The following is a 24,814-nucleotide window of genomic DNA, read 5'->3' on the forward strand; positions in this document are numbered from 1 at the left end:
CATTTAAAAATAGATTATAAGTATTTAATAATAGGGTGCCTATATATAAATTAGGCACCCTATAGTTTTATCTATTTAGATAAAGGTTCTATTTTCCATGAATATATATTATTACTTGGGTTTTTCTCATATTTTAAAACTGCATCAAACTTTTGTCCATTTTTATTAGTAAGCGACTTAACATTTGCTTCACCTTTTTTTAGTAAGTTTTTAACCATGGTTTTATTAGGTTTTTTCTTATAGAAAGCCAAGTACTTATCATTTTTCCAAACACCGTATTTACATTCCTTGTAGTTTTCGCAGAAAAATCCCTTTTCAAATTCAAAAACATCATGTTTGCAAACAGGACATTTTCCTAGAGGCACTTTTGACTTGTCAGAATCGTTATTACGAGTACTGAGAGAGTCTTTGTCTTTTGAAGATGATTTTGATTCTCTAACAGCCCCTGTAAACTTAGAAGATTTTTTTGTGAACTTTTTAGTCTTAGGATTAAACACATAACTATCTGTGTTTATATTTTTAGATGAATCCCTTTTTATTAGTTCAACATTTTGAAGTGTAAAGTTCATTATATTAGTTAAATATTCTTTTTTTGTATATTGACCCTTCTGTATATCGCTAAGGCTTTTTTCTAGTTTACCAGTATAGTCAACGTCAAAAAGATCTTTAACAGGAAAAATCTCTACTAAGTTTTTGCCGAGTTCAGTTATTGAATAAGCTTTACCTTTTTTCTTAACATAACCAACCTGACCGATTTTTTTTAAGACATCAGCTCTTGTAGCAGATGTACCTATTGAGTAACCAGAAAGAACGGTAGTATCATCGTCAGGTACATTTTTACCACAATTTTTCATGGCTTTAAGTAGAGTGTCTTCAGTATAAGGTTTGGGAGGAGTGGTTTGTTTTTCTTGAGGAGTAATACCTAAGACATCAACAATCTCTCCTTTGTTTACCATTGGGAGTAAGTTGTCTTTTTCCTCTTTATTGTATACTTCCAAATAACCTTTACTTTTTAATACCTTTCCCTTTGTTACAAAAATATTTGAATCTACATCGGTTTTGATCTCTGTATTCTCATATTCAGCTGGGAGCATAAAGTTAGCGATAAATCTATCTTTAATAGCGTGATATACTATTGCCTCATCTGGAGTAAGACTATTTGGAACTATATATGTAGGAATTATAGCACTGTGAGAATCTACCTTCGAAGAATCAAATACTCTTTTAGTTTTGCTAAATTTTATCTTATTTTCATAGCTAAGTCCAGATTTTAATTTACTAAGTGTCTGTTCAACTTTTGAAACCAAACTATCTTCTAAATACATTGAATCAGTTCTAGGGTATGTTATATATCCACCTTTACCTTTACCTTCATACAGGCTCTGACATACATTTAAAACCTTATCAGATGTGAAGCTCCCGTATTTAGATGTAATATAACCTTGAAGAGATGTCAAACTGAAAAGCTTAGGAGCATATTCTTTGCTTATTGTAACTTTTTTTTCTGTTATAGTACCCTTGTCAGAAGTTATTGTATTTATAACTTTATTCACATCATCTAAAGTGTCAAATTTAGATTCCTTTTTTATTGTAAGTTTCCCTTTATATTCACCATCATTACTCTTGAAATGACCTTCTATTTCATAGTAAATTTTAGGTACAAAGTTTTGTATTTCCATATCTCTATCGTAAACTAATTTTACAGTAGGTAGAATAACTCTACCTATATTTAATAGTTTACCATTACCATATTTTAATGTAGCAGCTGATGTGAAGTTAATTCCTATAAGCCAGTCAGTAATAAGCCTAGTATAACCTGCTGCTTGAAGATTTATCATCTCACTATTGTCTTTTAGATTATCGAGACCACGAGTTATATCTTCTGGCGTCCATTCATTTACTAGAATTCTTTTGATTGGTTTTTTATTTTTAGCAAGTAAAAATATTAAAAAGGATATTAATTCACCCTCCCTATCATTATCGGTAGCATTTATTACATATTCAATATCATCTCGTTTCAAGAGTTCCTTAACGGTATTAAACTGTTTTTTTTTGCTACTATCTACTTTAAATTTAAATTTATCTGGGAAGAATGGAAAGTTGTTCATCTTCCATGAGCCAGAGTATTTATCTTTGTCATAGTCCTTCATATCGTAGAGAGATACAAGGTGACCTACTGCATATGTAACAATATAGTTATTTCCCTGAAAATATCCATCACTTCTAGTTTTAGCTCCTAGGAAAGAAGCAATAGTCTTAGCAACTGATGGTTTTTCGGCTAAAACAAGTTTCATGACGACCTCCTTTGTAATATATAGAAAAATTCTATATTACAAAAAATAAATGACTGTTGTACAGTCATAACATTATACAGTATATTATACCAAAATGGGACAGAAATCTAAAGAGATCTACTAAAGTAATTGAAAATACAAGGAATTTTGGTAAAATTGATTTAAATAAAATAAAAAATAATTTATCTGTATAGTTGTATGTAAAAAACAATTAATTTGATATAATTTAAGATATATGAATTATAATAAAAGAATTTATTACAAGAAAGAGGTAGACTATGTACACACTAAAAGTAAAAAAATTAAATCCAGAAGCAAAACTACCAAACTTTGCACATAAAGGTGATGCAGGTATGGATGTGTATTCTATAGAGGAAGCAATAATAAAAAGTGGTGAGACTAAACTAATAAAAACTGGTATAGCAATCGAATTGCCAGAAATGACAGAAGCTCAAATGAGACCTAGAAGCGGCCTTGCTTTAAAAAACTCTATAACACTTCTTAATAGTCCCGGGACAATAGATGAAGGTTATAGAGGTGAAATTAGTATTATAATGATAAATCATGGAAAAGATGATTTCAAAGTAGAAAAGCATATGAAGTTAGCTCAGATGGTTGTAAAACCAATATATGATATTGATATATTGGAAGTAGAAGAACTGAGTGATACAGCAAGAGGAGAAGGTGGATTTGGCTCTACTGGATTGTAGGAAACACAAATAATAAATTAATATGGATACCATTAATATTAAAATGGTATCCATATTTTTATAATTAATAAATTTATATAAAAAATTAAATAGTTTAAAATGTTTTCTGGCTTTCTTCATATTCATAAACATCCATCAAAGCTTCCCCAAATCTCTGATAGTGTATTATCTCTCTTTGACCTAAGAATCCTAAAGCTTCTTTTACGTCTGGATCGTCTGTTAAATTTATTAGTTGATAGTAAGTTGATAGTGCTTTTTGTTCTGCTGCCATATCTTCATGAAGGTCAGTTATAGGATTACCCATAACAGCTATATAAGCTGTAGTAAATGGTACTCCATTAGCATCACTTGGGAATATTCCATATCCATTTTGTGCATAATTAGTACCTAAACCAGCAGCTTTTAGCTCATCTGGCGTAGCTTCTGATGTAAGTTGGTTAACCATTGCTGCAATCATCTCAACGTGAGCTAATTCTTCTGTTCCTATATCTGTAAGAAGTCCTTTAGTCTTCCCAGTAGGCATAGAATATCTTTGACTTAAATATCTGATTGATGCAGCTAATTCGCCATTAGGTCCTCCAAATTGAGTAATCAAGTATTTAGCCATTTTTATGTCATTGTTCTTTAGATTAACAGGGTGCTGTAAAGTTTTCTGATATATCCACATTTATAATAATCCTCCATATTAATTTTTAGTCGTTAAATTCTTTTTCCCAAGGCCAAGGATCCTCTGTCCATTGCCATGGGGCTCTGCTTGGAGCATACCCGAAATTAGTTAAAGGCCCATATTGATTTTCATATGCATATCCTAAGTGCCTCACATATGAGCAAGTATTTGCAAGCACCTTAGGGTATGATTAATTAGTTATTTAGTTTTAATTTTATATAAGCATCAAATTGATCAGTTTCGTAACAATCCTCTTTATAATATTCAATTTCATCAACTATACTTTTTAAGAGTTTGTTTTTCTCTTTTGCATTTGTTGAATGTGGATAAACTTCTAATACATTTTTTATTCCTTTTATGATTTCAGCATCACTTTTTTTATTTTTAGGTATCTTAGAATTAAGATCAATAATGGTTTGTTTTGTTGTCTCGATTCTATCTTTTATAATATTAGAGCGTTCTATAAATGTATCATCATCGTAAATTTTACGTTCAAAAAAATCATAAAGATTACTTCTTTGTATTTCTAAATCCTTCAATTCTGATTCTAGCTTTGAAATAATTTGCTTAGTAGTTTTTGCTGAATCAGAAGAGACTTTTTTATTTTTTATTATATTTTTATCAATTTTAATTTTATAAGCTTCAAGTATATCATTTAAAGAAATTAAAATTTTATCTTCTACAAATTCTAATTGTGTTGACCTATTACCGCACTCATTTCTACATTTTAAATATATTTTACCACCTCTATTAACATTTCTTTTTAATATGGATCCACATTTTTTACATTTCATTATACCCGCGAAAGGATTTTGAATGGAGTATTTACCACCAGGATTAGTAATTTTAGATTTACTAGACATTAAGCTTTGTGCTTTACAATATACTTCTTCAGAAATAATAGCTTGATGCTTTCCTTTTGCAAATTCTATATTTTCTTTAGCATTTCTTTTATGTATAAAGTTACCACTTTCATTTATTTTTCTAGTTTGTATAGTTTTCCCATAACTTAGAAAACCGCAATATGTTTTGTTTGATAAAATTTTTATGATTGACACTGGCGACCATTTATTAGATTTTTCAGGTTTTATATTTAAACTATCCAGATACTTAGCAATATATCCTGAACCAAATTCTTCATTAATATATAAATTATATATTAATTTTACAATTTCGGCTTTTTCGTTTGGCACTATCGTACGCTCACCATTTTTATTATATACAGCATCATATCCATAAGGTGGGGTAGAGTATATAAATTTGCCATCTTCAAAACTCTTTTTACGCCCTCTCAACATACGTTTTTTTATGGTTTTAAGCTCTTGTCTAGCGATGAAAGTCTGAAATTCTGTCATTTGTTCATCAATTTCATTCTCTAAATCGTATGTTTTTTGTGGAGTTATTATTTTTGTATTATTATATTTAAACGTTTCTAAAATAACACCTTGTTCTTTCATGTTACCACGTCCTAGGCGGTCGATATCCATTACAAGAACTGCTCCATATTTTTTATTCTCTACCTCTTGTAACAATTCAATCATTTTAGGTCGTGTAATTATAGATTCGCCTGATACTATTTCTTCTTTTATTTCAACTATATTTAAATTGTTTTTCTTAGCATAATGAATTAAGATTCCTCTATGACGTGATAGTGTTTCAAATTCGCCATTCTTTTCTGCTTCTAAATCTGCTCTAGATTTTCGTAAGTAAATAGCTACATTCATATGTTAACCCCCTTAAAGCTCATCTATAGTAATTATATTGATATAAATATTTTAATATCACTTTTGGTTGATATTATCACAAAACAGAATATACGTACTATAGTTCCTCATTTAATTAGCAAATGTCTATGATTAATTAAGAGGTTGTTTTGACATAGGACAAATTTTTATATGCATACCTATGTAAAAAGGGGTGATTGCATGGTGAAATTAATGGCTGAAAATGTTGAACAGGATGGAGAAGTATATGATAGGTTGTACCATGTTGATAAATGCAGGTTCTTTGTAGATTTTGCACGCAATACTGATGAAGAGCAAGAGCAAGTATTAGATAATATACGAGATGTTATTACAGAAATAATGCAAAACTTAGCTAATGAAGGTATTTATATATAAGTGCTTCGGCACTTCTTTGAAGGAAAATGGACAAGCTAGGAGATTAAAAATAACAACTAGCTAATTGTGTTCCTCCTTTGATATACGATTTCACTACTTTTAATTTAAATTCATATTTAGTCAAAAAGATGAACCTACATTGCCTTTCCTTTTTTATTTCATAGCAATTTATAGTTAGAGAAAAGCTATTAATTCAATAATTTAAAAATATATAAGAAAACAATTATATTAAGTAATATTAATACGAGAGATATACGTTAATTCCATGATTATCACAATTACCCTCTAATTAAATCTAAAAACATTTTCAATATTAGACGTAAGATTTCGTTGGAAAGTTTTTATCGTAAATTTTTAATATAAGAGAACTGCCATAATGCATAATGATACATGAAGGTATACGCCAAGCGAAGTAGGCTCACTTAGACAGCCAGTTTTACGTAAGATAAGAAATGATAAACAAACATTTGAATGTAGATATTAAATTAGAAGGGCTGTTATGAAACAGCCCTTCTAATTTAACGCTTAACATTATTTCTTTTTAAATTTTTGTACATCTTTAGGAAGTTTAGGTTGGTGGGATATAAATCCAGATGTCGAGTTCGCTGATAATTTTAATGTACTAATTGCTAATGATCCTACTTTCTCTAGTAATACTGAGCTTTTGCTTTTTTTCATAATTTACTTACCCCTTTCTTTATTATTCCTAATATTAACATTATAAAAATACATACAATCACAGATGATGCATACATCGCATATTCATATGTAACTGTATAATTAATGCCCATAAATGATAAAAATAAAAGAAAACTGCTTATATGTATAACTATTTTTTTGTATTTTTTTCTTTCTTCGTTGCTTAAAGGGTTATTTCTATGCTCTTGAGGTGATAAATAAATTATCCCAATATAACTTATTATTGTTATTACTATCATAAGTACAGTTTTATTATTATGTATAATTTTATATAAAAAGTATGTGTTATACAAATATAGAGTTATAAAAACCAATAAACATCTTCTATAGTTCTCCGCATGAAACCCGCCAGAAAACTGTCTTATTGGACAATAGAAGCATAAAAAAATAAGTGTTTCAATGAATCTATCTAACATATATCCCACAGTTAATATAGCTACTATATTAACTATAAAAGCTATTAATGTTTCAAATCCATACGAATAAATTTCAAATTCTTCATCTTTAATTGTTTCTCTTTTAATTAAATATGAAGTTATCTTGTCAGCATATGCTTTGACCATATTTAACGCCCCCGAATTTTTAATGTAGGTACATTTTCTTAATCTTGTACTTTTATATTAGCTAAAGGTAAAAGTATAGTCATGCTATAATTTTCATTAGAGGTTTCTATTACCAGTTCTCCACTATATTTATCAACAGATTTTTTTATACTGTTAATTTTTAAATCATTTAGCAACTCTTCACTTTCTAAAACATTTGATTCTTTAGTTGAATTTTTATCTATTACTTCAAGCATTTTTGAGCATTCGCATTTTATTACATAAAAATTATTAATGTCTTTTCCAGATAGTTTGATTCTTTTAGGTATATTCTTACCTTTCATATCTTCGCATTTTTCAATTAAATAATCAATCATATTAGAGAATACACTACATATATCTGATAGTTCAAAAAAATCACATTTTGTAAAATCAAGGTTTACTAATAACTTTATATCATTTACATAACATATAGATTTTTTTTCAGTTAATATTATATCTAGGAAATTATTTTGTGTTTCAAACTCTGTTTGTAAATTATAAAAGTAAGATTTTTTTAGTAAATTTTGATAATGTTTTGATTGCATTCCAACTTTTTCATTAATTAATCTATTTTTGAAATTTATATGATTTAAGTTTATAACTCTAGTAATAATGAATATTAATGATACATTAGATAGTAAAAATAAAATGGAGACTATAGAGATTAATAAGAACTTTGTATTATCCGATGGTGTTCCTTCAAAAGTATATCTAATACAAACTAAAATTGAAGCAATATTGGCAATCATAGGGATAATTAAATAAATATATTCTCTTTTTGTTATTTCTCTTTTTAATTTTGTACTTTTTATTATAGGTATCAGTAATATTAATATTGATTTAGCTATAATGATTACTTGCAATCTAAACATATTCTCATCTAATAGTGGATCTAAATTCGAAATTTGATTAAGCGAGACAACAATACTAGAACTTATTACATCAATAAAAACTATTAACGCCCAATAAGACAAACTAATAAATATTGCTTTTAATACTGTTGTTTGATAATTAAACTTAGCTATTATAAATGTTAATAACATGCAAATAAATAATTTGAAAAATATATTAAGGTCAACTACTATCATCAACGTAACTATTATAATAGGCACTATAAAACTTAAATGTGAAATTAGTTTACTTGTTTTAAGTTTACTTGATTCTTTTAGTATTAACTTTAGTACTGACCACTCAATTACTGCTGGTATTATTGTTAGAATTAACCAATAAAAATCTGCTTGTAACATTTAATACCTCCTCACATGAAAAATTGACTATAATTTTAAAATTCGACACTTAATATATAATATTCGATAAAAAGAATTAAAATCCTTCTAATTTTTTAAAATTTAACGAAAAAGGTTATATATTTTGTAAATTCGATATAAATTTTAAACTAATTCAGAAGCATGAGAATATAAGTAAAGCTAATATGTAATATATAGCCTTTATAAATAAATAATCAAGATAGAATTAAAATAGTAGGCACTTAGAGTATGGGTATTCATAAGCATATCTAGCTTGAGCAAATTGATTACACAAAGTATTGTAAGTATTTATTGCGTTTTTATCGTCAGGGTTATTATCTAGATATAGGTTCATATCTACACAAGCAAAACAAGTCTCCTGAACTTTTCTCATTAGTTCACTTCTTGATGACTGTCTCATTTTCTCTTACCTCCCATTTTCTTTTTAGGTCTAATATACTGTTCTTTATTGTACATTTCTGACTCAAATAGGTCTAATTCTGGAAAAATTGTACCTCTTGATAGAGCTGTACTTAAATCGTATATTTTTGAATAAACTTGATTGTTTATATATGGTCTGGCTAGAGAATCGCCACATATTTTTTCCATATCTCTATTCATTTTTTTCAATGTCAATACCTCCTGTTAGTAATTGATAGAAGAGACTATCTAGTAATATATTATTCTTATAACATAAAATAGTGACTTTAAAAGCAATTAAGATGAATTTGTGATAAAAGAATTTTAAAATATATGTTATTATAGACTAAGTACAATATATGAGGTGATTTTATGAATGAATTGTCAGGAAAAGGGTGCGAAATTATAGTGCCTTTTGAAGAAAGACTTTCTTTAGAAGAAATAGAGAGAAATCTTATTAAAAAAAATAGAAAAAATTTATGGTCTAAATTTATAAAAGCAATAAAAGACTTTAAACTTGTAGAAGAAGGAGACAAAATAGCTGTTGCAGTATCTGGTGGTAAAGACAGTCTACTTATGTCTAAAATGTTTCAAGAGCTTAAAAGGCATGGACAAGTTGATTTTGAACTTGAATTTATAGCTATGGATCCAGGTTATCATGAAAGCATAAGACAACTTTTAATTGATAATTGTGAGTATTTAAATATACCTATACATTTATATGAATCTAGGATATTTGAGGTAGCAGATAAAATAGCTAAAGACTATCCTTGCTATATGTGTGCAAAAATGAGAAGAGGATCTCTATATGCAAAAGCTACAGAGCTTGGTTGCAATAAGCTTGCACTTGGACATCACTATGATGATGTTATAGAGACGACTATGATGAATCTGCTGTGTTCAGGGAATTTTAAGACTATGCTTCCAAAGCTAAACTCAACTAATTTTGAGGGAATGCAAATAATAAGACCTCTATACTATATTAGAGAGGAACATATTATCAATTTTATACAGAGATCTGGTATTTGGCCATTGAATTGTGCTTGTATGGTTGCAGCTAAAAAGACAGGAAATAAGAGATACGAAATAAAAGATTTGATAAAAAGCCTTGAACCTAATTTTGTTAATGTTGAAAAATCAATATTTAGGGCAGCCCAAAATGTTAATGTAGATTCAATTTTAGGATGGCAACAAGATGGGGTTAAGCACTCATTTCTTGAGAGATTTGAGTAGATATAAATATATATACTAATAAAAATTGCTAGTGCGTAAATATTATATATCTTTACTTTGTAATATAAAATACTGATATATAATTACGAAACTAGCAATTTTTTTATTAAAAATATTACTTATATAAATAATGTTTGCTTATGTTTCTGTATATTTCCCGTCATATAAAAATAGAATTTATTAGATAGGCTAGAATAATAAAATAAAAATATAAGGAAGTGAATATATGCTATTTTCTAATTACTTTATGACTATTATTTATGTATTTATATGTCTTTCATCTATTTTTGTATTTTTTGAAATTATAAAACTAACAATAATTAAAAAAAGAAAGAAGAATAAATCTAAATCAAATAATTTCTTAATCCACAAAAATAACATTATAGAAATTAATCATGAGCTCGATAGTAGAGCGATAACCAGAGTAGAAAATAAAACTAGTAGAAAAGAGTATCCAGAAATAAAATGTTCAAATATACTAAACTTGGATACTGAAATAACAAGTGAAAAATTAGAATTAATTAGATTAAATGAAGTGGAGACTAATTTTGAAAATCAAATAAAAACAATAAAAACTAATGATCGTGGTAAAGGTATAAAACAGACAAAGAAAATTCCTGGCAATAATATTGATACGATAAACTATGAAAATGGTAATATTTACAAGGGAGAAATTGTAAATGGCAAAAGAAGTGGATTTGGAGAACTGATTTGTAATGAAAATGAAAAATACGAAGGTCTATGGAAAGAGGATTTTATGCATGGAATTGGAAAGTATATTTACAGTGATGGAACAGTATATACTGGTGAGTTTAAATTTGGTAAGAAAAACGGATTAGGGAAGTTTGTTTATCCAAATAATGAGATTTTTAAGGGATATTTTTTAGAAGATAAAAAAAATGGTAAGGGTATAGTCTATACACAAGAAGGTACAAAAGAAGTAGGAGTTTGGAATAAAGGTGAAAAAATACATGATATTGATATAGATGAATTTGACAAAAATCGAAATAATTATAAAATATATAATAACAATAATAATTTTTAGACTAAATTTGATAAAATTCACCTATAAGGTATTAGATTACTTTATAATATAATTACAGAAGACTAATGAAATTAAGGAGATTAGATATGGGAGAGTATGTAGTTGTAGATTTAGAGACTACAGGTCTTGATCCGCGTCAAGGTTGCGAAATAATTGAAATTGGTGTTACAGAAATTTCAAATAATAAAATAGTAAGGAACTACTCTAGATTTGTTAAACCAAATGGTATAATCCCTACATTTATAACTAATTTAACCAAAATAACAAATGAGATGGTAGAAAATGAACAGGGATTAGAAGAAGTACTACCTAGATTTAGAAAATATATAGGAGATAGAACTATAATAGCCCATAACGCGAAATTTGACCTGAACTTTCTAAATTATTATTTAAAAAAAATGAGTTTAGACCCTATAAAAAAACATTTATGTACTTTGGAAATGTTGAAAAAAACGAAATCATATAAAGGAAAAAACAAAAAGCTAGAAACAGCTTGTGAGTACTACAATATAGAAAATAAAAATGCACATAGAGCAGATAGTGATACTCTAGCTACTGCAAAATTATTTTTAATTATAAAAGATGAAGTGCTATAACTAATGGAAGATTGGCGAATCAATAAGCTAAAAAATTAGAATTAGATTGATATTTGAGACATAATTAGATTAACTTATTTTGTCTCCCGGCATTCAGTAGAAATCTTACAAATTTGTTCTTTGATTTATTATGTAGAACATTGTATAATTTGTTTTATATAGAGAAGGGAGAGGAAGATGAGCTCTTATAATAATGAAGAAAACAAGATCAGGCGTAAAAAAGTTGGAAGTCCTAGACCTACTTCTGATAGTAGAACTAAAAGCTCAAGATCTGCTTCTGCAAACTATGATAATGTTTATGATATAAAAGATGCTGAGAGATATAGAAATAAGCAGAGCATAAAAAGAAATAAAAAGACTCCATCTAATCAAAAGAGTAGTAGTGCTAGTTTGGAAAGCGTAAGAAATACTAAGCGTGCAAAAAAAACACAAAGAAGAAATAAAATTATTAAGTCTATATTAGCCGTTGTATTGACGCTTACATTGATTGGGTCATTATTTGGTGTAGGATTTACCCTATATGCGATTCAAGGAGCTCCAAAGGTGACAAAAGAGCTTATAGAATCAAATTATATTAGTAGCCAAGTCGCTAGCTCAAAAGAAATACCAGATAATTTAAAAAAAGCAATAGTTTCTATAGAAGATGAGAGATTTTATACTCATAATGGTATTGATAAAATATCCTTAGTAAGGTCCTTAGTCAATAATATTAGAACTGATACAACTCAGGGAGCGAGCACTATTGATATGCAGGTTTCGAAAAACTTGCTTACTAACAATGAAAAAACAATGAAAAGAAAAATAAGAGATATGTACAATGCAATTCAAATGAATAAAGTAATGACGAAAGATGAGATACTCGTAACATATCTAAACAATATGTATCTTGGTAAATCTACTTATGGTGTTGCTAAAGGTGCAAATGTTTACTTTGCTAAAAATGTTGAGGATCTAAATTTAGCTGAGTGTGCTATGATAGCAGGGATTACTAATAATCCGGCGAGGTATGAAATTTACGGGGAAGCTAAAAAAAGACAAGAGAGAGTTCTGTTTAAAATGAACGAGCTTGGATATATAAATGAGTCAGAGTACAAAAAAGCACTTAGAGAAGATGTTCATTTTAAGTCGGAAATAGATTAAAAGTATAATATACCACTAGCGAATGCTAGTGGTATATTTGTTATATAGAAAAATTAAAGTTTTTATAACATATAATAATGATTAAATTGATTTAAATAAATATAAAATAATTGTGTTCTATAAATTATAAACAAAAAATAAAAGGATTTTGCATTTATAAGTATAATACAAAAGATAAGAAATAATATTATCTTAATAAGAATATCGCACAAACTTACTAATTTATTTGTATTTTTAAAGGGGGAGTCTCAGTAAAATGGAAAACAGTGTACTTTTGTTAATTGTATCTTTAGAAGTGTTCTTTTTAGGATTTTTTGCTGGTAAATGGAAGGACTATATGGATAGAAATAAATTTAATAAAAATTATGATAATATGATATATAAGATTAAAATATTAGAAAGAGATAATAAATATTTAAAAAATAAGCTTTTGTTAAAAGATAGGACGTTGTAAAAAATAAAGCAATTTTATTAAGAGCCCTTTTATAAGGGCTTTTTTGTTATACTATATTAATAAAGTGAAAATTATAAGTATAAAAAGGAGAAAAATATGAGTTCTTATAAATTTAACTACAATGAAATGGAATATATATTATCTGAAGAAAATTGTATAGAAGTTGTAAATGATGAAGAAAAGCCTGTTAACAAATTTGATCTAAAAGAAGTGTTAGAGCTACTGAATAAAACTGAAAAAGGAGTAGATTTTGATACAGAATACTATCAAGAAGCATGTACAGTTTGTTTAGATGGAGTAAAGGAGAAGCAAAAGTTCTTTGCATTTTTAGAGTATCATTTTTATATCTTCACAAAGAAAGGAGATTATAAAATAAGTGATTTATCTATAGATTATTCAGGAAAATCTTTCAATAAGCTTTCGAAAGCAAATGAAGTTGATTATAGCTATATAGTAAGTGTTATTGTTTGTAAAAGCTGTGGTAAATTTGTTGTTCAAATTGAAAACTGCATAGTATAATTTGTTAAAATAATATATATAATTATACAGAAATTCAATAATATATTAACAATGTTATGAATTTTCATAATATCACAAATATTTTTTACCAGCTATGAAAAAAGTAAAATACTTTACATATTTAATTTATGTATTTAGTTAAAGTAGATTTCTCATATTTAGAGATATCTACTTTTTTTAAAAAATTTTTAAATAATATTTTGAATAATATAAGAGTTTTTGAAATTATTCAATTATAAATTTAAAATATATAAAATAATATGTAAATACTAAAATAATTAGTGAATTAAAAGTGAATTAAAAAATATTTCACTTTAATGTATTTTAATTCATGATTATTTGTTATTATTATTAGGGGAGTGATAAACAGTGAAAAATAGCTTGGGTATTATAGTTAGAATGTTTTTTGGATTTTTTATAGTTGCTGTTGCCTCTGTACTAATGATCAATGCAAATATTGGCCTAATGGCTTGGGATGTACTTCATCAAGGCTTGTCAAATCTAATCGGTATAACTATAGGTCAAGCGTCAATTACTGTTGGCGTTTCTATTGTTATTATAGATGTTTTGTTGGGCGAAAATATCGGTTGGGGAACAGTTCTCAATATGATATTTATAGGAGCATTTATGGATTTAGTAATATATCTAGACTTCATACCACAGTCGCACAATATTTATATGGGACTATTTATGAACTTTATAGGATTAATTCTTACTTCTATCGGATCTTTTTTATATTTGGGTGCTCATTTAGGAAGTGGACCTAGAGATGGTCTTATGATTGCACTTCATAAAAAAACTAAGATGTCAGTACGTATGGTAAGAACTATGCTAGAAGTAGGAGCTCTTATTGTAGGATGGACTTTAGGTGGTACAGTTGGTGTGGGAACTTTCTTATGTGCAATAGCGCTAGGATATGTTATGCAGCTTGTATTTAAAGTATTTAAGCTTGACACATCTACTATAGTTCATAGATCAATAACAGCAGATATTGTGTTTTTAAAATCAAAGCTTAATTATAAGCAAAAAGAACATGAAGAAAAAGATTTAACAGCTTAAAAAATTTAATTAACTACGAGTAGTGCAAAGTTAGGCCTACTCGTATTTTAATATAAAAAAGGAGTGGTTGGCATAAATAAAGTTACAGTTACCGGTATATTTAGGATGTTCTTGGGATTTTTTATTTTTGCGATTTCTTCAGTGCTTATGATTAATGGAAATATAGGTCTTATGGCATGGGATGTATTTCATCAAGGCGTATCACAAACTTTAGGAATTACTATAGGGCAGGCCGCTATATCTGTAGGATTAATGATAATTATTATCGATGTGTTTTTAGGTGAAAATATAGGTTGGGGAACTGTATGCAACATGATTTTTATCGGATTATTTATGGATTTGATTATATACGTCGATATAATTCCAAAAGCTGAGAATATTTATATAGGAATAATAATGAATTTGATTTCAATAGTTCTAGCCGCGTTTGCATCGTTCTTATATCTTGGAGCTTATTTAGGAAGTGGTCCAAGAGATGGTTTGATGCTTGGAATTCATAAAAAAACTAAAATATCAGTTAGAATGATTAGAACACTAATAGAAGTTGGAGCTTTAGTTATAGGTTGGCTCTTAGGAGGAACAGTAGGAGTAGGTACATTTTTAAGCGCTTTTACTTTGGGATATGTATTACAGTTAATATTTAAAATTTTTAAGTTTGATACACAGTCTATAGAGCATAGACCTATAGCTACTGATGTGAGATATTTAAAAAATAAATTTGGCAATAAAGTTGATTATAAGTCCGAAGAAGAAAGTAAAAAAGAAGTAGAAGTTTAAGAAATGAAAAGATATAAATAGATAATTTGTAAATTTACCTATGCGAAAGTTCATAAACTTATGCAAATCAAAAGGTGGCCGTATTGACCACCTTTTGGTTTTCTTAAAATTAGAACTTATTTTGAAACAAACGTTTCACAACTAGCATCGTTAGCATTTATGTGTACGCTTTCTGCTTTGCAAAGTTCACTTTCGTTATATTTACATTTAGTTGCTTCGCAATGTATATCGTTTGGATTTACTTGTTTAGAAGAGTCGGCGCTATTAGTCATTCCTGATTTTTCTCTATCTTCAAAAGAAGCACAATAAGTACCATCTGTAGACATTGCTTGTCTACCGTCTACTTTAATATTACCAGCGTAGCATAATTGGCTAGAGTTATAGACACAATTAGTAGCTGCACAATCTAAATTTTCATGCATAATTTTACCTCCTAAAATTTTAGTCGATTTTAGTATGTGTAAAAATGTACTGTTTATTCATAAAATTGCGTAATCGTTTTAAAATAGTATTGACATTAATTTGAATATTAATTATTATTTTAAAGGAATAAAATAAAATATAAAGGATGAGGTATATGATAACTATAAAAGATATAGCTAAGAACTTAGGTGTCAGTTACTCAACTGTATCTAGGTGTTTAAACTCTTGTCCTAATGTATCAGAAGAAACCAAACGAAGAGTAGAGGAAGAAGCAGATAGATTAGGCTTTCATTTTAATGTAAACGCTAGAAATTTAGTAAAAAAGAGTACAAATACAATTGGTGTAGTTTTTTCAAATAATTTCAATGACAGTGATATGAGAAGATTTTTTAGTGATGCAATGGAAAGTTCTATAAGATCGATCGAATCGAATAAATATGATTTTATTATTCAGCCAAATAATAATATTTCTGGTGAAAGTAATATATATAAACTTGTAAACGGTCAAATGGTAGATGCGTTATTGATAGTATCAGAGGATATAAAAGAGAAAGAATATGAATTTCTTAATAAGAATAATTTTCCGCATGCATATGTATTTTTTAAACCGAAATATTATATAGAAGAAAGAAATAACTATTTTTGGGATGATAATGAGTATGGTGGGTACATATCCACAAAACATCTTATAAATAAAGGACATAATAAAATACTTACTATAACATCTAAAGATAAAAATAGTGATATGTATATGGATAGAACCGCTGGTTATCTTAATGCTATGAAAGAATCAAATTTAGAACCGCACATTATGGAGACTAACATGGATTTTGAATCTCAGGTTGAATTTGTAAATCAAAATATAGAAGAGTTAAAAAAATACACTGCAATTTTTATACAACAAGATATTCCTGCAATTTCGATAAATCAGGAACTTAAGCTAACTCATAATATTAATGTCCCAGATGAAATATCTATAATTACATATAATAATATAGAGTTAATAGATTATTTCAAATCTGAACTAACTACAATAGATGACAAAAGGGAAGCAGTTGTAAAAAATGCTACAGATTATTTAGCAGAAACTGTAAATAAAAAATCTGGTGAAGGTATTAAAAGGGTTCAGTACCCATCAATTATAGAAAGAGGCAGCGTAAAATCAATAAATTAAAATAAATAAAAAAGAGGATAATTTATCCTCTTTTTTATTTATTTATATTATTTTTATAAAATTTACTAACTAACTAACTAACTAACTCAAGATTTTTCTCTTTTAGCTTCTTTCCGTATTTAATAGTTAAGAATGCATATAAAAGTGTTAATGGTGCAGAAATAATATAAGATATATTTAAACTTAAGTTAAAACCTATTTTCGCATTAAGTATATAACTGAATATTACGTATGCGTAGAACATACCTGGTATTAATGACATCAGATAGTTTTTATTTCTAACAATCAAATACACTGTAATCATTGCAAATGCGAACACTGCAATTGTTTGATTACTCCAAGAGAAATAACGCCACAGAATATTAAATCCTTTTTCGCTAGATTTCGCAAATACAAGTATTGCAATTACGGGAATAAATATACCTATAGTAAGAACAATTCTATTCCTTTTAATTTTTTGATCAAATTTAAAATGCTCTGCAAGTATTAATCTTAATGATCTAAGAGCAGTATCACCTGAAGTTATTGGAAGTACAATAACGCCTATTATTGCTATAACTCCTCCAACAGAACCAAGTAGATCTCTTGCTACAAGTCCTATTACAGAAGCTGTACCTACAAATGAGCTATCAATTCCTTTAGAATAGATCCCCATTGCAGCAGCAGCCCATATCATAGCTATTAAACCTTCTAATATCATAGTATTGTAGAATGTGCCTCTTCCTTCTCTTTCGTTTGATACAGATCTTGCTATAAGAGTAGCTTGAGTAGAGTGGAATCCAGATACAATACCACAAGCAATTGTTACGAAGAAAGTTGGTATTAAAGGAATTCCATCAGGATGAATACCAAGCCAGTTTGCAGTACTAAGTTCGCTAAGCTGATAACCATTTGTAAATATTCCAACTCCGACACCTACAGCTGATAACAGTAATATAGCACCAAAAATAGGGTAAATACGACCGATAATTTTATCGATTGGGAATAGTGTAGCACATAGATAATATAAAAATATAAGTCCGTATACAATCCATACAACTGGGTTACCCATTACTGGTTTTTGTCCAAGTAGCTGAGACACAACTAAATCTCCTGGTGTATATATAAATACTGTACCTACTAGTAACATAAGTAGACATAAGAAAATCTGATAGACTCCGTAAACTCTTTTACCTAAAAATTTGTTTACTAAAGCGGGCATTTGAGCACCTTTTTCTCTAATAGATATCATTCCACACATATAATCATGTAGAGCTCCACCAAAAACACAACCAATTGGAATTAATATAAAGGCGATAGGTCCAAATAATATCCCTTGTATTGGCCCTAATATAGGTCCAGTACCGGCTATATTTAATAATTCGATAAGACTATTTTTCCATTTTTTCATTGGAACGTAGTCAACGCCATCCCCTTCTGTAATTGCAGGTGTTTTTCTGTCATCTGGCCCAAATACTTTTTCACAGTATTTTCCGTATAGGAAGCCACCAACTAATAGTAATGCAATACCTACTAAAAATGTTAACATAAAATATCACCTCTCCATAGAAATATTAAATTTTGGTTAACTTTTTAACCAAAAGTTAACTCAGTATTTAGTATAAGTTATAATCACGAATAAATCAAGAAAGATTAGTTGAAATTTTCTGACAATAGGGGTTAATAAATTATCTTATTACCGAAATAATAGATAAATACTATATTGCAATTCGTTGATATAGTTAAATGCAATTGTACTTTGCATCTTATATAATTGTATAATTATGTAAGAAAAGAATATCAAAAAATGTATAATTTTGGGGGTATTAAAGTGAAGGTTGCTTATATTTTTAGTAGTACAAACGCACATAAAATATTGGACAAGATGATAATTCCTCAACTTGAACAAGGAAATCATGGTGCAGAGGTTCTAGGAATGTTTTTCTTTATGGATAATACGTTATTTCTAACTAAAGGTAATCCGGTAGGTGAAAGACTTAGTAAGCTACATGATAAATCTGGAATGATTATTATGGGTTGTGATCAATGTACAATTGAAAGAGGAATTGATAACAATTTAGTAGATGGGGCTACTATTGGTTGTTTTCCAAATCTATATACGTGCTTAGGTAATGCTGGTATAGATCAAGTAATTACATTATAAAGTATATTTTTATAAAGTAGATTATAAATCACCCATAGAGAGCGATATCTGTGGGTGATTGTTACGTAAAAAAACGTTATATATTTATAAAATTTAAAATTTATTTTGTGGGATAGAGATTTTTATTTTTTAATTGGAGTGTGAATTATGTCAAAAGTTTTAGTTGAGTTTATAAGCACTTGACCATCTTGTGATGAGCATGGAGGGCTTATTAAAGAGCTTGGCGATAAATACAGCGATAAATTAGAAGTAAAGCTGTATACTGCCGGAAAGGATTTTTCGTATGTAAAAAAATACGGGCTTATAACAAAAGGGACGATGATTATAGGTCAAAAGAAAAAATACGACAGATTAAATAGAAAAAGTATTGAAAAAGCAATATTAGAAGCGATTAAATAGAATTTATTTTTATGATATTGAGTTTTCAGTTAAAATTTTCGCTATTAAAATCTATTAATTTTTATATTTAATCAAAAATTTATATTTTTAGGAGATTAATGAATATGTTAGAGACGATCTTTACTGCTGTAAAAGATACTATTATTACAGCATTTATTATGTTAAATGGATCATCTGGTTGGCTAATGATAAGTTTTGTATTAGCTGGTGTTCTTCATAATGTCGTTACTCCAGAGAGATTTCAAGAACATCTGGGTAATAAAAAAGTATCATCTTTATTAAAGAGCACTATATCAGGAATGTTTTTACCAATTTGCAGTTGTGGAGTTATTCCTATAGGAATAAGTATGTATTATTCTGGAGCATATTTAGGACCAATGTTGGCATTTATGACATCAACACCTATTATAAACCCGATAGCTGTAATACTTTGTTTTGGCCTATTAGGTCCTCAGATAACTATAATATACATTATTGCAGGGTTTACGCTGCCGATGTTAGTTGGTTTTTTAGGGAATACATTCGCTAAAGACGAACTTTATGTTGTTAGTAGTGGTGATGATTCTGAAAAAATAGATTTAGAAGAAGAAAGAAAAGGTTTTTTTGAAAATTTAATAGACGGAATGAAATGGTCATTTAGTGAACTTGCCCTTACTATAAGTAAATATGTAGTAGTAGGGATGATCATGGCAGGGTTTATTACTACAATTCTTCCAAGCTCGATCATACAGAAGTATTTAGGGAATCCAGGTATGATATCAATGGCAAGTATAACCATTTTGGCATGTATCATGTATGTCTGTGCAGTTGGCCACATACCATTTATTGCTGCACTAGTAGCAAGTGGAGCGTCTCCTGGAGTAGCGATAACATTCTTAATTGCTGGAGCAGCTACTAATTTACCCGAGCTTATTAGTATGTATAATGTTATTGGAAAAAGATGTGTAATTATATACACAGCAACTCTTACTATAGGATCCATAATTATAGGTTATATAACCAATCTACTTTTAAGTGGCAATTCAAATATTGTAAATAGTCAAGCCGATGGACCATCGGTACAACTTGCAAATAGTTTATTCTTAAATATCCCAGAATCTATCACATATATATGTTCAATAGCAATAATAATTTTCTGTATAATTGCAATCTTTCCTAAAATGAAAGAGTCAATTAATAATGCGTAAAAAAATAATTGTAGCTGGCATTGTGATAGTATGCTTGATATTGGGTTCAAAAATATTGGAAGAAAACTTAAAAGAAGATGATGGATTACCAAATGTAAATAAACAAACACTTAAATACTTTAAATCAAATTGCGAATACAAAGATATCATAACTTATGCTGAAGAAGATGTTAATGGTGATAATAAAAAGGACCTTGTAGTTATTTATAAAAATATAGAAGGTCATAATAGATTAATTGTCGTTGCAAGCAAAGGTGATGATTATTACATGACAGATCCAATAACAGCACCAGTAGAAGATCAAGCTATAACATTTAAAGATATTGATTCAAAAGGTGTTATGGAGATTATGATTTCTGGTTCTAAAAATAAAAAGTTTGGTTACGCAATTTACAGATTGGAAGGCAATAAGCTAGAAGATTTATTTGGTGAAAATATGGAGAGTTGTTGTTAATTTAATTTAATTTGGAGGGAAAAAAATGAGTAAATCAAAAAAGGTTAAGGCATTATTGTTAGTTACTGTACTTGGGACTTCGGTACTGACAGGATGTAGCTCTAAAAAAGAAGCAGCTAAAAATGATGATGATTACGCAATAACAGTTGGATATTATAATTGTGATCACATGACTGCTGCACCAGTTGGAGTTAAAGCTGGAATTTATGAAGATTTGGGTTTGAAAGTTAAAACTTTAGGAAATGGAAAAGTTCCTGAAGCAATGGCTGCTGGGCAGATGGATGCTGGATATATAGGTACTGGAGGTTTAGCTGGAGCAATTCCAAAGGGATCACCAATAGTGGTTGCGGCAAATAATCATAGTGGAGGTTCTGAGTATTTGATTGTCTCAAATGATATAAAAGACCCTAAAGATTTAATCGGGCAAAAGATTGCTGGGGATCCTGATAATGATACTTTGTGGCAAACTGACTATGGGCCTGAAGCAGGGATACCTGCAAAATCAAGTGAGTACGATTGTGTAGATATGGAGTCAGACAAAGATGCGTATTTAGCATTTAAAACTGGTAAAATTAAAGCTTTTACATCTTGTGATCCATGGGGATCAGTAGCAGAATTTGAAGGTACAGGTAAAATAATTGCTTCTACACAGTATAAAGAAGAATCAACAGGGAAGCAGTATAATTGTTGTTCGTTTTCACTAAATAAAAACTTTATTAAAGAGCATCCAGAACTAGCTAAAAAATTAGTTTTAGCTCATACAAAATCAATTGAATACATATACACTAACCCGGTTAAAGCAGCAAAAATATTTGCTGAAGACTATAATGTAGAAGAAGAAGTAGCACTTATGACGATTTATAAGAAAACAGTTGGGGAAGGTAGAACTTTAACTTGGAAAATTACTGGTGATGAGTATAAAAACAATTTAGAGATGTATAAAGAGTACAAAAAAATGGATAAAGTTCCTAATTATGACGAAGTAGTAGATAAAAGTTTATTAGATTCATGTGGAGCTGATGATTTCGATACATTTATTAAAGAAAAAGTAGATCCAGTATTTCCTAAAGGCATGAGCTATGAAGAATGGAAAGCTAAAGCTATGGAAATGGATGAAAAATAGATAGGCTATGAAGTTAATGAGTAGATTAAGAAATATTGTAATTTCGGTAACAATAATTTTAATATGTTTGGTTTTGTTATTTTTAAATTTTAATACGAAAGATCATATAAAAGGCAAAATGAAAATAGGGGTATCTGATGATACCTCTGGTTTCGTAATAAACTACATGACAGAAAAAAATATATTTGAAGGATTAGAAATCAATGATGTTTTAGATATGTATTCTGTATCTGACTGCTGATCAAGTACTACACAGTGGGCTCTGAGTTCAGAGGAAATGGATATGGCAATAATCTGCAAAGATGCAGCTAAAGAATATGTAAAAAATGATGCAAACTTTGAGATAGTTGGACCTCTAATTAAAAATTCGGATATATTTTTGTTAGGGCCTAAAATACCAAAATCTATTGGAGTAACTCAAAAAAGAGATTACCAATACGATTTGGTTAAAAAGTATTATAAAGATGCAGAGATAGTTCCACTTATAGGAACAGCTTTGGGCTATGGACTTGAAAGCAATTTAGTCGATGCAATAGTTATTGATGCTATTAAATCTCTTACTATAAAAGGTGATAAAAGGTCAACTGCAACAGAAGGTGAGTACGAAAGCTATGTACTAGTTGTAAATAAAGATTTCAAAGATACAGATTCATACGCAAAATTTATAAGGTTTTACAATGAAGCTGTTAAAGATCTAGAGAATGGGAAAGTCTTTAAAAAAGCTATCGAAAATTATAAGGGAATTGATATTTCAAATAAAGAGATGGAGGAAATAATAAATTGGAAAGTAAAATTTCTACAGATAGAAGAATAGCTATTAGAAAAAAGAAAAATACAATAAGTTTTTTAGAAACACTATATAGAGTTTTACTTGTGTTGACTATAGTAACAGTATGGCATTTTGCTGCGATTGAGATAGGAAGCTCATTACTACTTCCTATGCCATTAGATGTTTTTAAAGGATTTATAACATGTATTACTGATCCTGAAATAGTAAAAAATCTAATGATAACTCTTCAAAGAGTATTAAAAGGTTTTTTATGTGCACTTGGGATAGGTCTTCCAATAGGGTTAATTATGGGATTTTCAATAACTAGCGAAAAAGTATTATCACCTATGATTGACTCGGTGAGACAAGTACCAATAATGGCATGGGTCCCACTTACAATAGTTTGGTTTGGTATAGGCGATGGGCCTACAATATTTTTAATAGCATTTGCAGGTGTATTTCCTATTATCCTAAATACTATACAAGGGGTTAGAGCAATATCAAAAGATTACTACAATGCTGCAAGAAGTATGGGTGCATCTCCGATATCGATTTTCTTTAATGTTATTATTCCAGCTGCTCTACCGGATATACTCACAGGTTCAAGGCTTGCAATAAGTACTGGTTGGATGTCTGTAATCTGAGCAGAGTTTATAGCTACGAGTGCCGGTCTTGGTTACTCTATGGTACAAGCTCAGACAATGATGAGAACTGAGCTATTGGTTGCCCTTATGTGTATGGCAGCTATTATAGGATTTTTAATAGATTTAATATTAAAATTTGTAAACAAAACTCTTTGTAAATGGAGGTTTGCAAGCTAATGAAGTTGGACGTAAAAAATATAAGCAAATCGTTTATAAACAATAAAAAACATGTAGAAGTACTCAAAAATATTAATTTAGAAGTAGATCAGGGCGAGTTTATATGCCTACTTGGTCCTTCTGGATGTGGTAAGACTACTTTGCTTACTATAATAGGTGGATTTCAAAAACCTGATAGTGGAGAAATTTGGGTAAATGAAAACAAAGTTACTAAACCTGGAATTGATAGAGCATTTATATTTCAAAATTATGCTTTATTTCCTTGGAAGAGCGTAAGAGACAATGTACTATACCCTATGAAACAGCAAAAGATATCAAGAGAAGAACGTGAAAAAAAGTTAGCAGAACTTATAGAAATGGCTGATTTAAAAGGAAAAGAGAGTATGTATCCGCACCAGCTTTCTGGAGGGATGAAACAGAGAGTTGCAGTAATAAGAGCTTTAGCATGCAATCCAGAAGTACTCCTTATGGACGAACCTTTGGGAGCTGTCGATCTTAAGATGAGACAAAATCTACAAGAAGAGTTAGAAAAAATATGGTCATCTAATAAAATTACTGCTGTTATGGTAACTCATGATGTGGATGAAGCAGTATATATGAGTGATAGAGTAATAATTATGTCACGTAACAAAGGTGAGATTATAGGAAATATAAAGGTTGAAATTCCTAGACCTCGAAATAGAGAATGCAAGGAATATGAAGAATACAAATCTCATGTATCTGAAATACTATCAACTTGTTATGATGCTTAGGGGGA

General features: G+C 28.9%; 30 protein-coding genes. 19 read left to right on the forward strand and 11 right to left on the reverse strand.

Going from position 1 to position 24,814, the window contains the following annotated elements; translation table 11 throughout:
- Positions 1–71: 71 nt before the first annotated feature.
- Positions 72–2,294 carry a DNA topoisomerase gene (locus KQI18_RS07985; RefSeq protein WP_216467257.1) on the reverse strand — a complete coding sequence of 741 codons (2,223 nt, stop codon included), beginning with the start codon at positions 2,292–2,294 and terminating at the stop codon, positions 72–74.
- 278 nt (positions 2,295–2,572) lie between these two features.
- Between KQI18_RS07985 and dut the strand changes: the two genes are divergently transcribed.
- A complete protein-coding gene (gene dut / locus KQI18_RS07990; protein WP_216467258.1) occupies positions 2,573–3,004 on the forward strand; it encodes a dUTP diphosphatase in 432 nt (143 codons plus the stop codon).
- 94 nt (positions 3,005–3,098) lie between these two features.
- Here dut and KQI18_RS07995 read toward each other — a convergent pair whose 3' ends face one another.
- The 3 genes from KQI18_RS07995 to KQI18_RS08005 are packed head-to-tail and all read right to left on the reverse strand — an operon-like array spanning position 3,099 to position 5,395.
- Positions 3,099–3,671 carry a manganese catalase family protein gene (locus KQI18_RS07995; protein ID WP_216467259.1) on the reverse strand — a complete coding sequence of 191 codons (573 nt, stop codon included), beginning with the start codon at positions 3,669–3,671 and terminating at the stop codon, positions 3,099–3,101.
- A gap of 25 nt (positions 3,672–3,696) precedes the next feature.
- Entirely contained in the window at positions 3,697–3,849 is a 153-nt protein-coding gene (locus KQI18_RS14495; protein ID WP_216467260.1) for a spore coat protein CotJB, read from the reverse strand.
- Between the two features lie 16 nt (positions 3,850–3,865).
- A complete protein-coding gene (locus tag KQI18_RS08005) occupies positions 3,866–5,395 on the reverse strand; it encodes a recombinase family protein (protein ID WP_216467261.1) in 1,530 nt (509 codons plus the stop codon).
- Positions 5,396–5,596: 201 nt separating this feature from the next.
- Between KQI18_RS08005 and KQI18_RS08010 the strand changes: the two genes are divergently transcribed.
- A complete protein-coding gene (locus KQI18_RS08010; protein ID WP_216467262.1) occupies positions 5,597–5,791 on the forward strand; it encodes a hypothetical protein in 195 nt (64 codons plus the stop codon).
- A 531-nt stretch (positions 5,792–6,322) separates the two neighbouring features.
- Here the strand turns inward: KQI18_RS08010 and KQI18_RS08015 are convergent.
- The 5 genes from KQI18_RS08015 to KQI18_RS08035 form a co-directional block, all read right to left on the reverse strand.
- On the reverse strand, positions 6,323–6,469 hold the full coding sequence (locus KQI18_RS08015; protein WP_216467263.1) for a cyclic lactone autoinducer peptide: 147 nt from the start codon (positions 6,467–6,469) through the stop codon (positions 6,323–6,325).
- On the reverse strand, positions 6,466–7,053 hold the full coding sequence (locus tag KQI18_RS08020; protein WP_216467264.1) for an accessory gene regulator ArgB-like protein: 588 nt from the start codon (positions 7,051–7,053) through the stop codon (positions 6,466–6,468). Before KQI18_RS08020 ends, KQI18_RS08015 begins: the two co-directional genes overlap by 4 nt.
- A 38-nt stretch (positions 7,054–7,091) precedes the next feature.
- A complete protein-coding gene (locus tag KQI18_RS08025; protein WP_216467265.1) occupies positions 7,092–8,321 on the reverse strand; it encodes a GHKL domain-containing protein in 1,230 nt (409 codons plus the stop codon).
- 226 nt (positions 8,322–8,547) lie between these two features.
- Entirely contained in the window at positions 8,548–8,742 is a 195-nt protein-coding gene (locus KQI18_RS08030) for a spore coat protein CotJB (protein WP_216467266.1), read from the reverse strand.
- Positions 8,739–8,942 carry a spore coat associated protein CotJA gene (locus KQI18_RS08035; RefSeq protein WP_216467333.1) on the reverse strand — a complete coding sequence of 68 codons (204 nt, stop codon included), beginning with the start codon at positions 8,940–8,942 and terminating at the stop codon, positions 8,739–8,741. The genes KQI18_RS08030 and KQI18_RS08035 overlap by 4 nt, the downstream gene beginning before the upstream one ends.
- Before the next feature lie 171 nt (positions 8,943–9,113).
- Here KQI18_RS08035 and KQI18_RS08040 point away from each other — a divergent pair, with 171 nt between their 5' ends.
- From KQI18_RS08040 to KQI18_RS08075, 8 genes are all read left to right on the forward strand, one after another.
- Positions 9,114–9,974, forward strand: coding sequence for a tRNA 2-thiocytidine biosynthesis TtcA family protein (locus KQI18_RS08040; protein ID WP_216467267.1), 861 nt, complete (start codon positions 9,114–9,116; stop codon positions 9,972–9,974).
- Positions 9,975–10,200: 226 nt separating this feature from the next.
- Entirely contained in the window at positions 10,201–11,019 is an 819-nt protein-coding gene (locus KQI18_RS08045) for an MORN repeat-containing protein (protein WP_216467268.1), read from the forward strand.
- An 86-nt stretch (positions 11,020–11,105) separates the two neighbouring features.
- Complete coding sequence (locus KQI18_RS08050; RefSeq protein WP_216467269.1) at positions 11,106–11,615, forward strand: PolC-type DNA polymerase III; 510 nt, start codon at positions 11,106–11,108, stop codon at positions 11,613–11,615.
- Positions 11,616–11,792: 177 nt separating this feature from the next.
- The gene (locus tag KQI18_RS08055) at positions 11,793–12,755 is read left to right on the forward strand and encodes a biosynthetic peptidoglycan transglycosylase (RefSeq protein WP_216467270.1); all 963 of its coding nucleotides are present in this window, start codon (positions 11,793–11,795) and stop codon (positions 12,753–12,755) included.
- A 256-nt stretch (positions 12,756–13,011) separates the two neighbouring features.
- On the forward strand, positions 13,012–13,209 hold the full coding sequence (locus tag KQI18_RS08060) for a hypothetical protein (RefSeq protein WP_216467271.1): 198 nt from the start codon (positions 13,012–13,014) through the stop codon (positions 13,207–13,209).
- A gap of 96 nt (positions 13,210–13,305) precedes the next feature.
- Positions 13,306–13,728, forward strand: a complete 423-nt coding sequence (locus tag KQI18_RS08065; protein ID WP_216467272.1) for a DUF3785 family protein — start codon at positions 13,306–13,308, stop codon at positions 13,726–13,728.
- 399 nt (positions 13,729–14,127) lie between these two features.
- Positions 14,128–14,787 (forward strand): hypothetical protein, encoded by a 660-nt coding sequence (locus tag KQI18_RS08070; RefSeq protein WP_216467334.1) that lies wholly within the window; start codon positions 14,128–14,130, stop codon positions 14,785–14,787.
- A gap of 72 nt (positions 14,788–14,859) precedes the next feature.
- Positions 14,860–15,564 carry a hypothetical protein gene (locus tag KQI18_RS08075; protein WP_334299407.1) on the forward strand — a complete coding sequence of 235 codons (705 nt, stop codon included), beginning with the start codon at positions 14,860–14,862 and terminating at the stop codon, positions 15,562–15,564.
- A gap of 116 nt (positions 15,565–15,680) precedes the next feature.
- Here KQI18_RS08075 and KQI18_RS08080 read toward each other — a convergent pair whose 3' ends face one another.
- Entirely contained in the window at positions 15,681–15,986 is a 306-nt protein-coding gene (locus tag KQI18_RS08080; protein ID WP_236887692.1) for a DUF1540 domain-containing protein, read from the reverse strand.
- Between the two features lie 155 nt (positions 15,987–16,141).
- Here KQI18_RS08080 and KQI18_RS08085 point away from each other — a divergent pair, with 155 nt between their 5' ends.
- Entirely contained in the window at positions 16,142–17,161 is a 1,020-nt protein-coding gene (locus KQI18_RS08085) for a LacI family DNA-binding transcriptional regulator (protein ID WP_216467273.1), read from the forward strand.
- A 73-nt stretch (positions 17,162–17,234) separates the two neighbouring features.
- Here KQI18_RS08085 and KQI18_RS08090 read toward each other — a convergent pair whose 3' ends face one another.
- Complete coding sequence (locus KQI18_RS08090; protein ID WP_216467274.1) at positions 17,235–18,689, reverse strand: carbon starvation protein A; 1,455 nt, start codon at positions 18,687–18,689, stop codon at positions 17,235–17,237.
- Positions 18,690–18,971: 282 nt separating this feature from the next.
- Between KQI18_RS08090 and saoD the strand changes: the two genes are divergently transcribed.
- From saoD to saoA, 8 genes are all read left to right on the forward strand, one after another.
- Positions 18,972–19,304, forward strand: a complete 333-nt coding sequence (gene saoD, locus KQI18_RS08095; RefSeq protein WP_216467275.1) for a DsrE-related protein SaoD — start codon at positions 18,972–18,974, stop codon at positions 19,302–19,304.
- A gap of 147 nt (positions 19,305–19,451) precedes the next feature.
- Complete coding sequence (saoT, locus tag KQI18_RS14310) at positions 19,452–19,703, forward strand: thioredoxin-like (seleno)protein SaoT (RefSeq protein ID WP_257431839.1); 252 nt, start codon at positions 19,452–19,454, stop codon at positions 19,701–19,703.
- A 104-nt stretch (positions 19,704–19,807) separates the two neighbouring features.
- Entirely contained in the window at positions 19,808–20,890 is a 1,083-nt protein-coding gene (gene saoE, locus KQI18_RS08100; protein ID WP_330654382.1) for an efflux transporter SaoE, read from the forward strand.
- Positions 20,883–21,344 (forward strand): Cys-Cys-COOH (seleno)protein SaoC, encoded by a 462-nt coding sequence (gene saoC, locus KQI18_RS08105; RefSeq protein WP_216467277.1) that lies wholly within the window; start codon positions 20,883–20,885, stop codon positions 21,342–21,344. The genes saoE and saoC overlap by 8 nt, the downstream gene beginning before the upstream one ends.
- A gap of 25 nt (positions 21,345–21,369) precedes the next feature.
- A complete protein-coding gene (gene saoX / locus KQI18_RS08110) occupies positions 21,370–22,467 on the forward strand; it encodes an ABC transporter substrate-binding subunit SaoX (RefSeq protein WP_216467278.1) in 1,098 nt (365 codons plus the stop codon).
- A gap of 7 nt (positions 22,468–22,474) precedes the next feature.
- Entirely contained in the window at positions 22,475–23,281 is an 807-nt protein-coding gene (saoB, locus tag KQI18_RS08115) for an ABC transporter substrate-binding (seleno)protein SaoB (RefSeq protein ID WP_420372067.1), read from the forward strand.
- On the forward strand, positions 23,248–24,057 hold the full coding sequence (saoP, locus tag KQI18_RS08120; protein ID WP_272876218.1) for an ABC transporter permease subunit SaoP: 810 nt from the start codon (positions 23,248–23,250) through the stop codon (positions 24,055–24,057). Before saoB ends, saoP begins: the two co-directional genes overlap by 34 nt.
- On the forward strand, positions 24,057–24,809 hold the full coding sequence (gene saoA, locus KQI18_RS08125; protein WP_216467281.1) for an ABC transporter ATP-binding protein SaoA: 753 nt from the start codon (positions 24,057–24,059) through the stop codon (positions 24,807–24,809). Before saoP ends, saoA begins: the two co-directional genes overlap by 1 nt.
- The last annotated feature ends 5 nt before the right edge of the window (positions 24,810–24,814 follow it).

This window comes from Metaclostridioides mangenotii, assembly GCF_018917235.1.
Lineage (GTDB): Bacteria > Bacillota > Clostridia > Peptostreptococcales > Peptostreptococcaceae > Metaclostridioides.

Coding starts and splice junctions, on each gene's coding strand:
- KQI18_RS07985 (WP_216467257.1), bottom strand. CDS start 2,294: ATGAAACTTGTTTTAGCCGAAAAACCATCAGTTGCTAAGACTATTGCT.
- dut (WP_216467258.1), top strand. CDS start 2,573: ATGTACACACTAAAAGTAAAAAAATTAAATCCAGAAGCAAAACTACCA.
- KQI18_RS07995 (WP_216467259.1), bottom strand. CDS start 3,671: ATGTGGATATATCAGAAAACTTTACAGCACCCTGTTAATCTAAAGAAC.
- KQI18_RS08005 (WP_216467261.1), bottom strand. CDS start 5,395: ATGAATGTAGCTATTTACTTACGAAAATCTAGAGCAGATTTAGAAGCA.
- KQI18_RS08010 (WP_216467262.1), top strand. CDS start 5,597: ATGGTGAAATTAATGGCTGAAAATGTTGAACAGGATGGAGAAGTATAT.
- KQI18_RS08015 (WP_216467263.1), bottom strand. CDS start 6,469: ATGAAAAAAAGCAAAAGCTCAGTATTACTAGAGAAAGTAGGATCATTA.
- KQI18_RS08020 (WP_216467264.1), bottom strand. CDS start 7,053: ATGGTCAAAGCATATGCTGACAAGATAACTTCATATTTAATTAAAAGA.
- KQI18_RS08025 (WP_216467265.1), bottom strand. CDS start 8,321: ATGTTACAAGCAGATTTTTATTGGTTAATTCTAACAATAATACCAGCA.
- KQI18_RS08030 (WP_216467266.1), bottom strand. CDS start 8,742: ATGAGACAGTCATCAAGAAGTGAACTAATGAGAAAAGTTCAGGAGACT.
- KQI18_RS08035 (WP_216467333.1), bottom strand. CDS start 8,942: ATGAATAGAGATATGGAAAAAATATGTGGCGATTCTCTAGCCAGACCA.
- KQI18_RS08040 (WP_216467267.1), top strand. CDS start 9,114: ATGAATGAATTGTCAGGAAAAGGGTGCGAAATTATAGTGCCTTTTGAA.
- KQI18_RS08045 (WP_216467268.1), top strand. CDS start 10,201: ATGCTATTTTCTAATTACTTTATGACTATTATTTATGTATTTATATGT.
- KQI18_RS08050 (WP_216467269.1), top strand. CDS start 11,106: ATGGGAGAGTATGTAGTTGTAGATTTAGAGACTACAGGTCTTGATCCG.
- KQI18_RS08055 (WP_216467270.1), top strand. CDS start 11,793: ATGAGCTCTTATAATAATGAAGAAAACAAGATCAGGCGTAAAAAAGTT.
- KQI18_RS08060 (WP_216467271.1), top strand. CDS start 13,012: ATGGAAAACAGTGTACTTTTGTTAATTGTATCTTTAGAAGTGTTCTTT.
- KQI18_RS08065 (WP_216467272.1), top strand. CDS start 13,306: ATGAGTTCTTATAAATTTAACTACAATGAAATGGAATATATATTATCT.
- KQI18_RS08070 (WP_216467334.1), top strand. CDS start 14,128: ATGTTTTTTGGATTTTTTATAGTTGCTGTTGCCTCTGTACTAATGATC.
- KQI18_RS08080 (WP_236887692.1), bottom strand. CDS start 15,986: ATGCATGAAAATTTAGATTGTGCAGCTACTAATTGTGTCTATAACTCT.
- KQI18_RS08085 (WP_216467273.1), top strand. CDS start 16,142: ATGATAACTATAAAAGATATAGCTAAGAACTTAGGTGTCAGTTACTCA.
- KQI18_RS08090 (WP_216467274.1), bottom strand. CDS start 18,689: ATGTTAACATTTTTAGTAGGTATTGCATTACTATTAGTTGGTGGCTTC.
- saoE (WP_330654382.1), top strand. CDS start 19,808: ATGTTAGAGACGATCTTTACTGCTGTAAAAGATACTATTATTACAGCA.
- saoC (WP_216467277.1), top strand. CDS start 20,883: ATGCGTAAAAAAATAATTGTAGCTGGCATTGTGATAGTATGCTTGATA.
- saoX (WP_216467278.1), top strand. CDS start 21,370: ATGAGTAAATCAAAAAAGGTTAAGGCATTATTGTTAGTTACTGTACTT.
- saoA (WP_216467281.1), top strand. CDS start 24,057: ATGAAGTTGGACGTAAAAAATATAAGCAAATCGTTTATAAACAATAAA.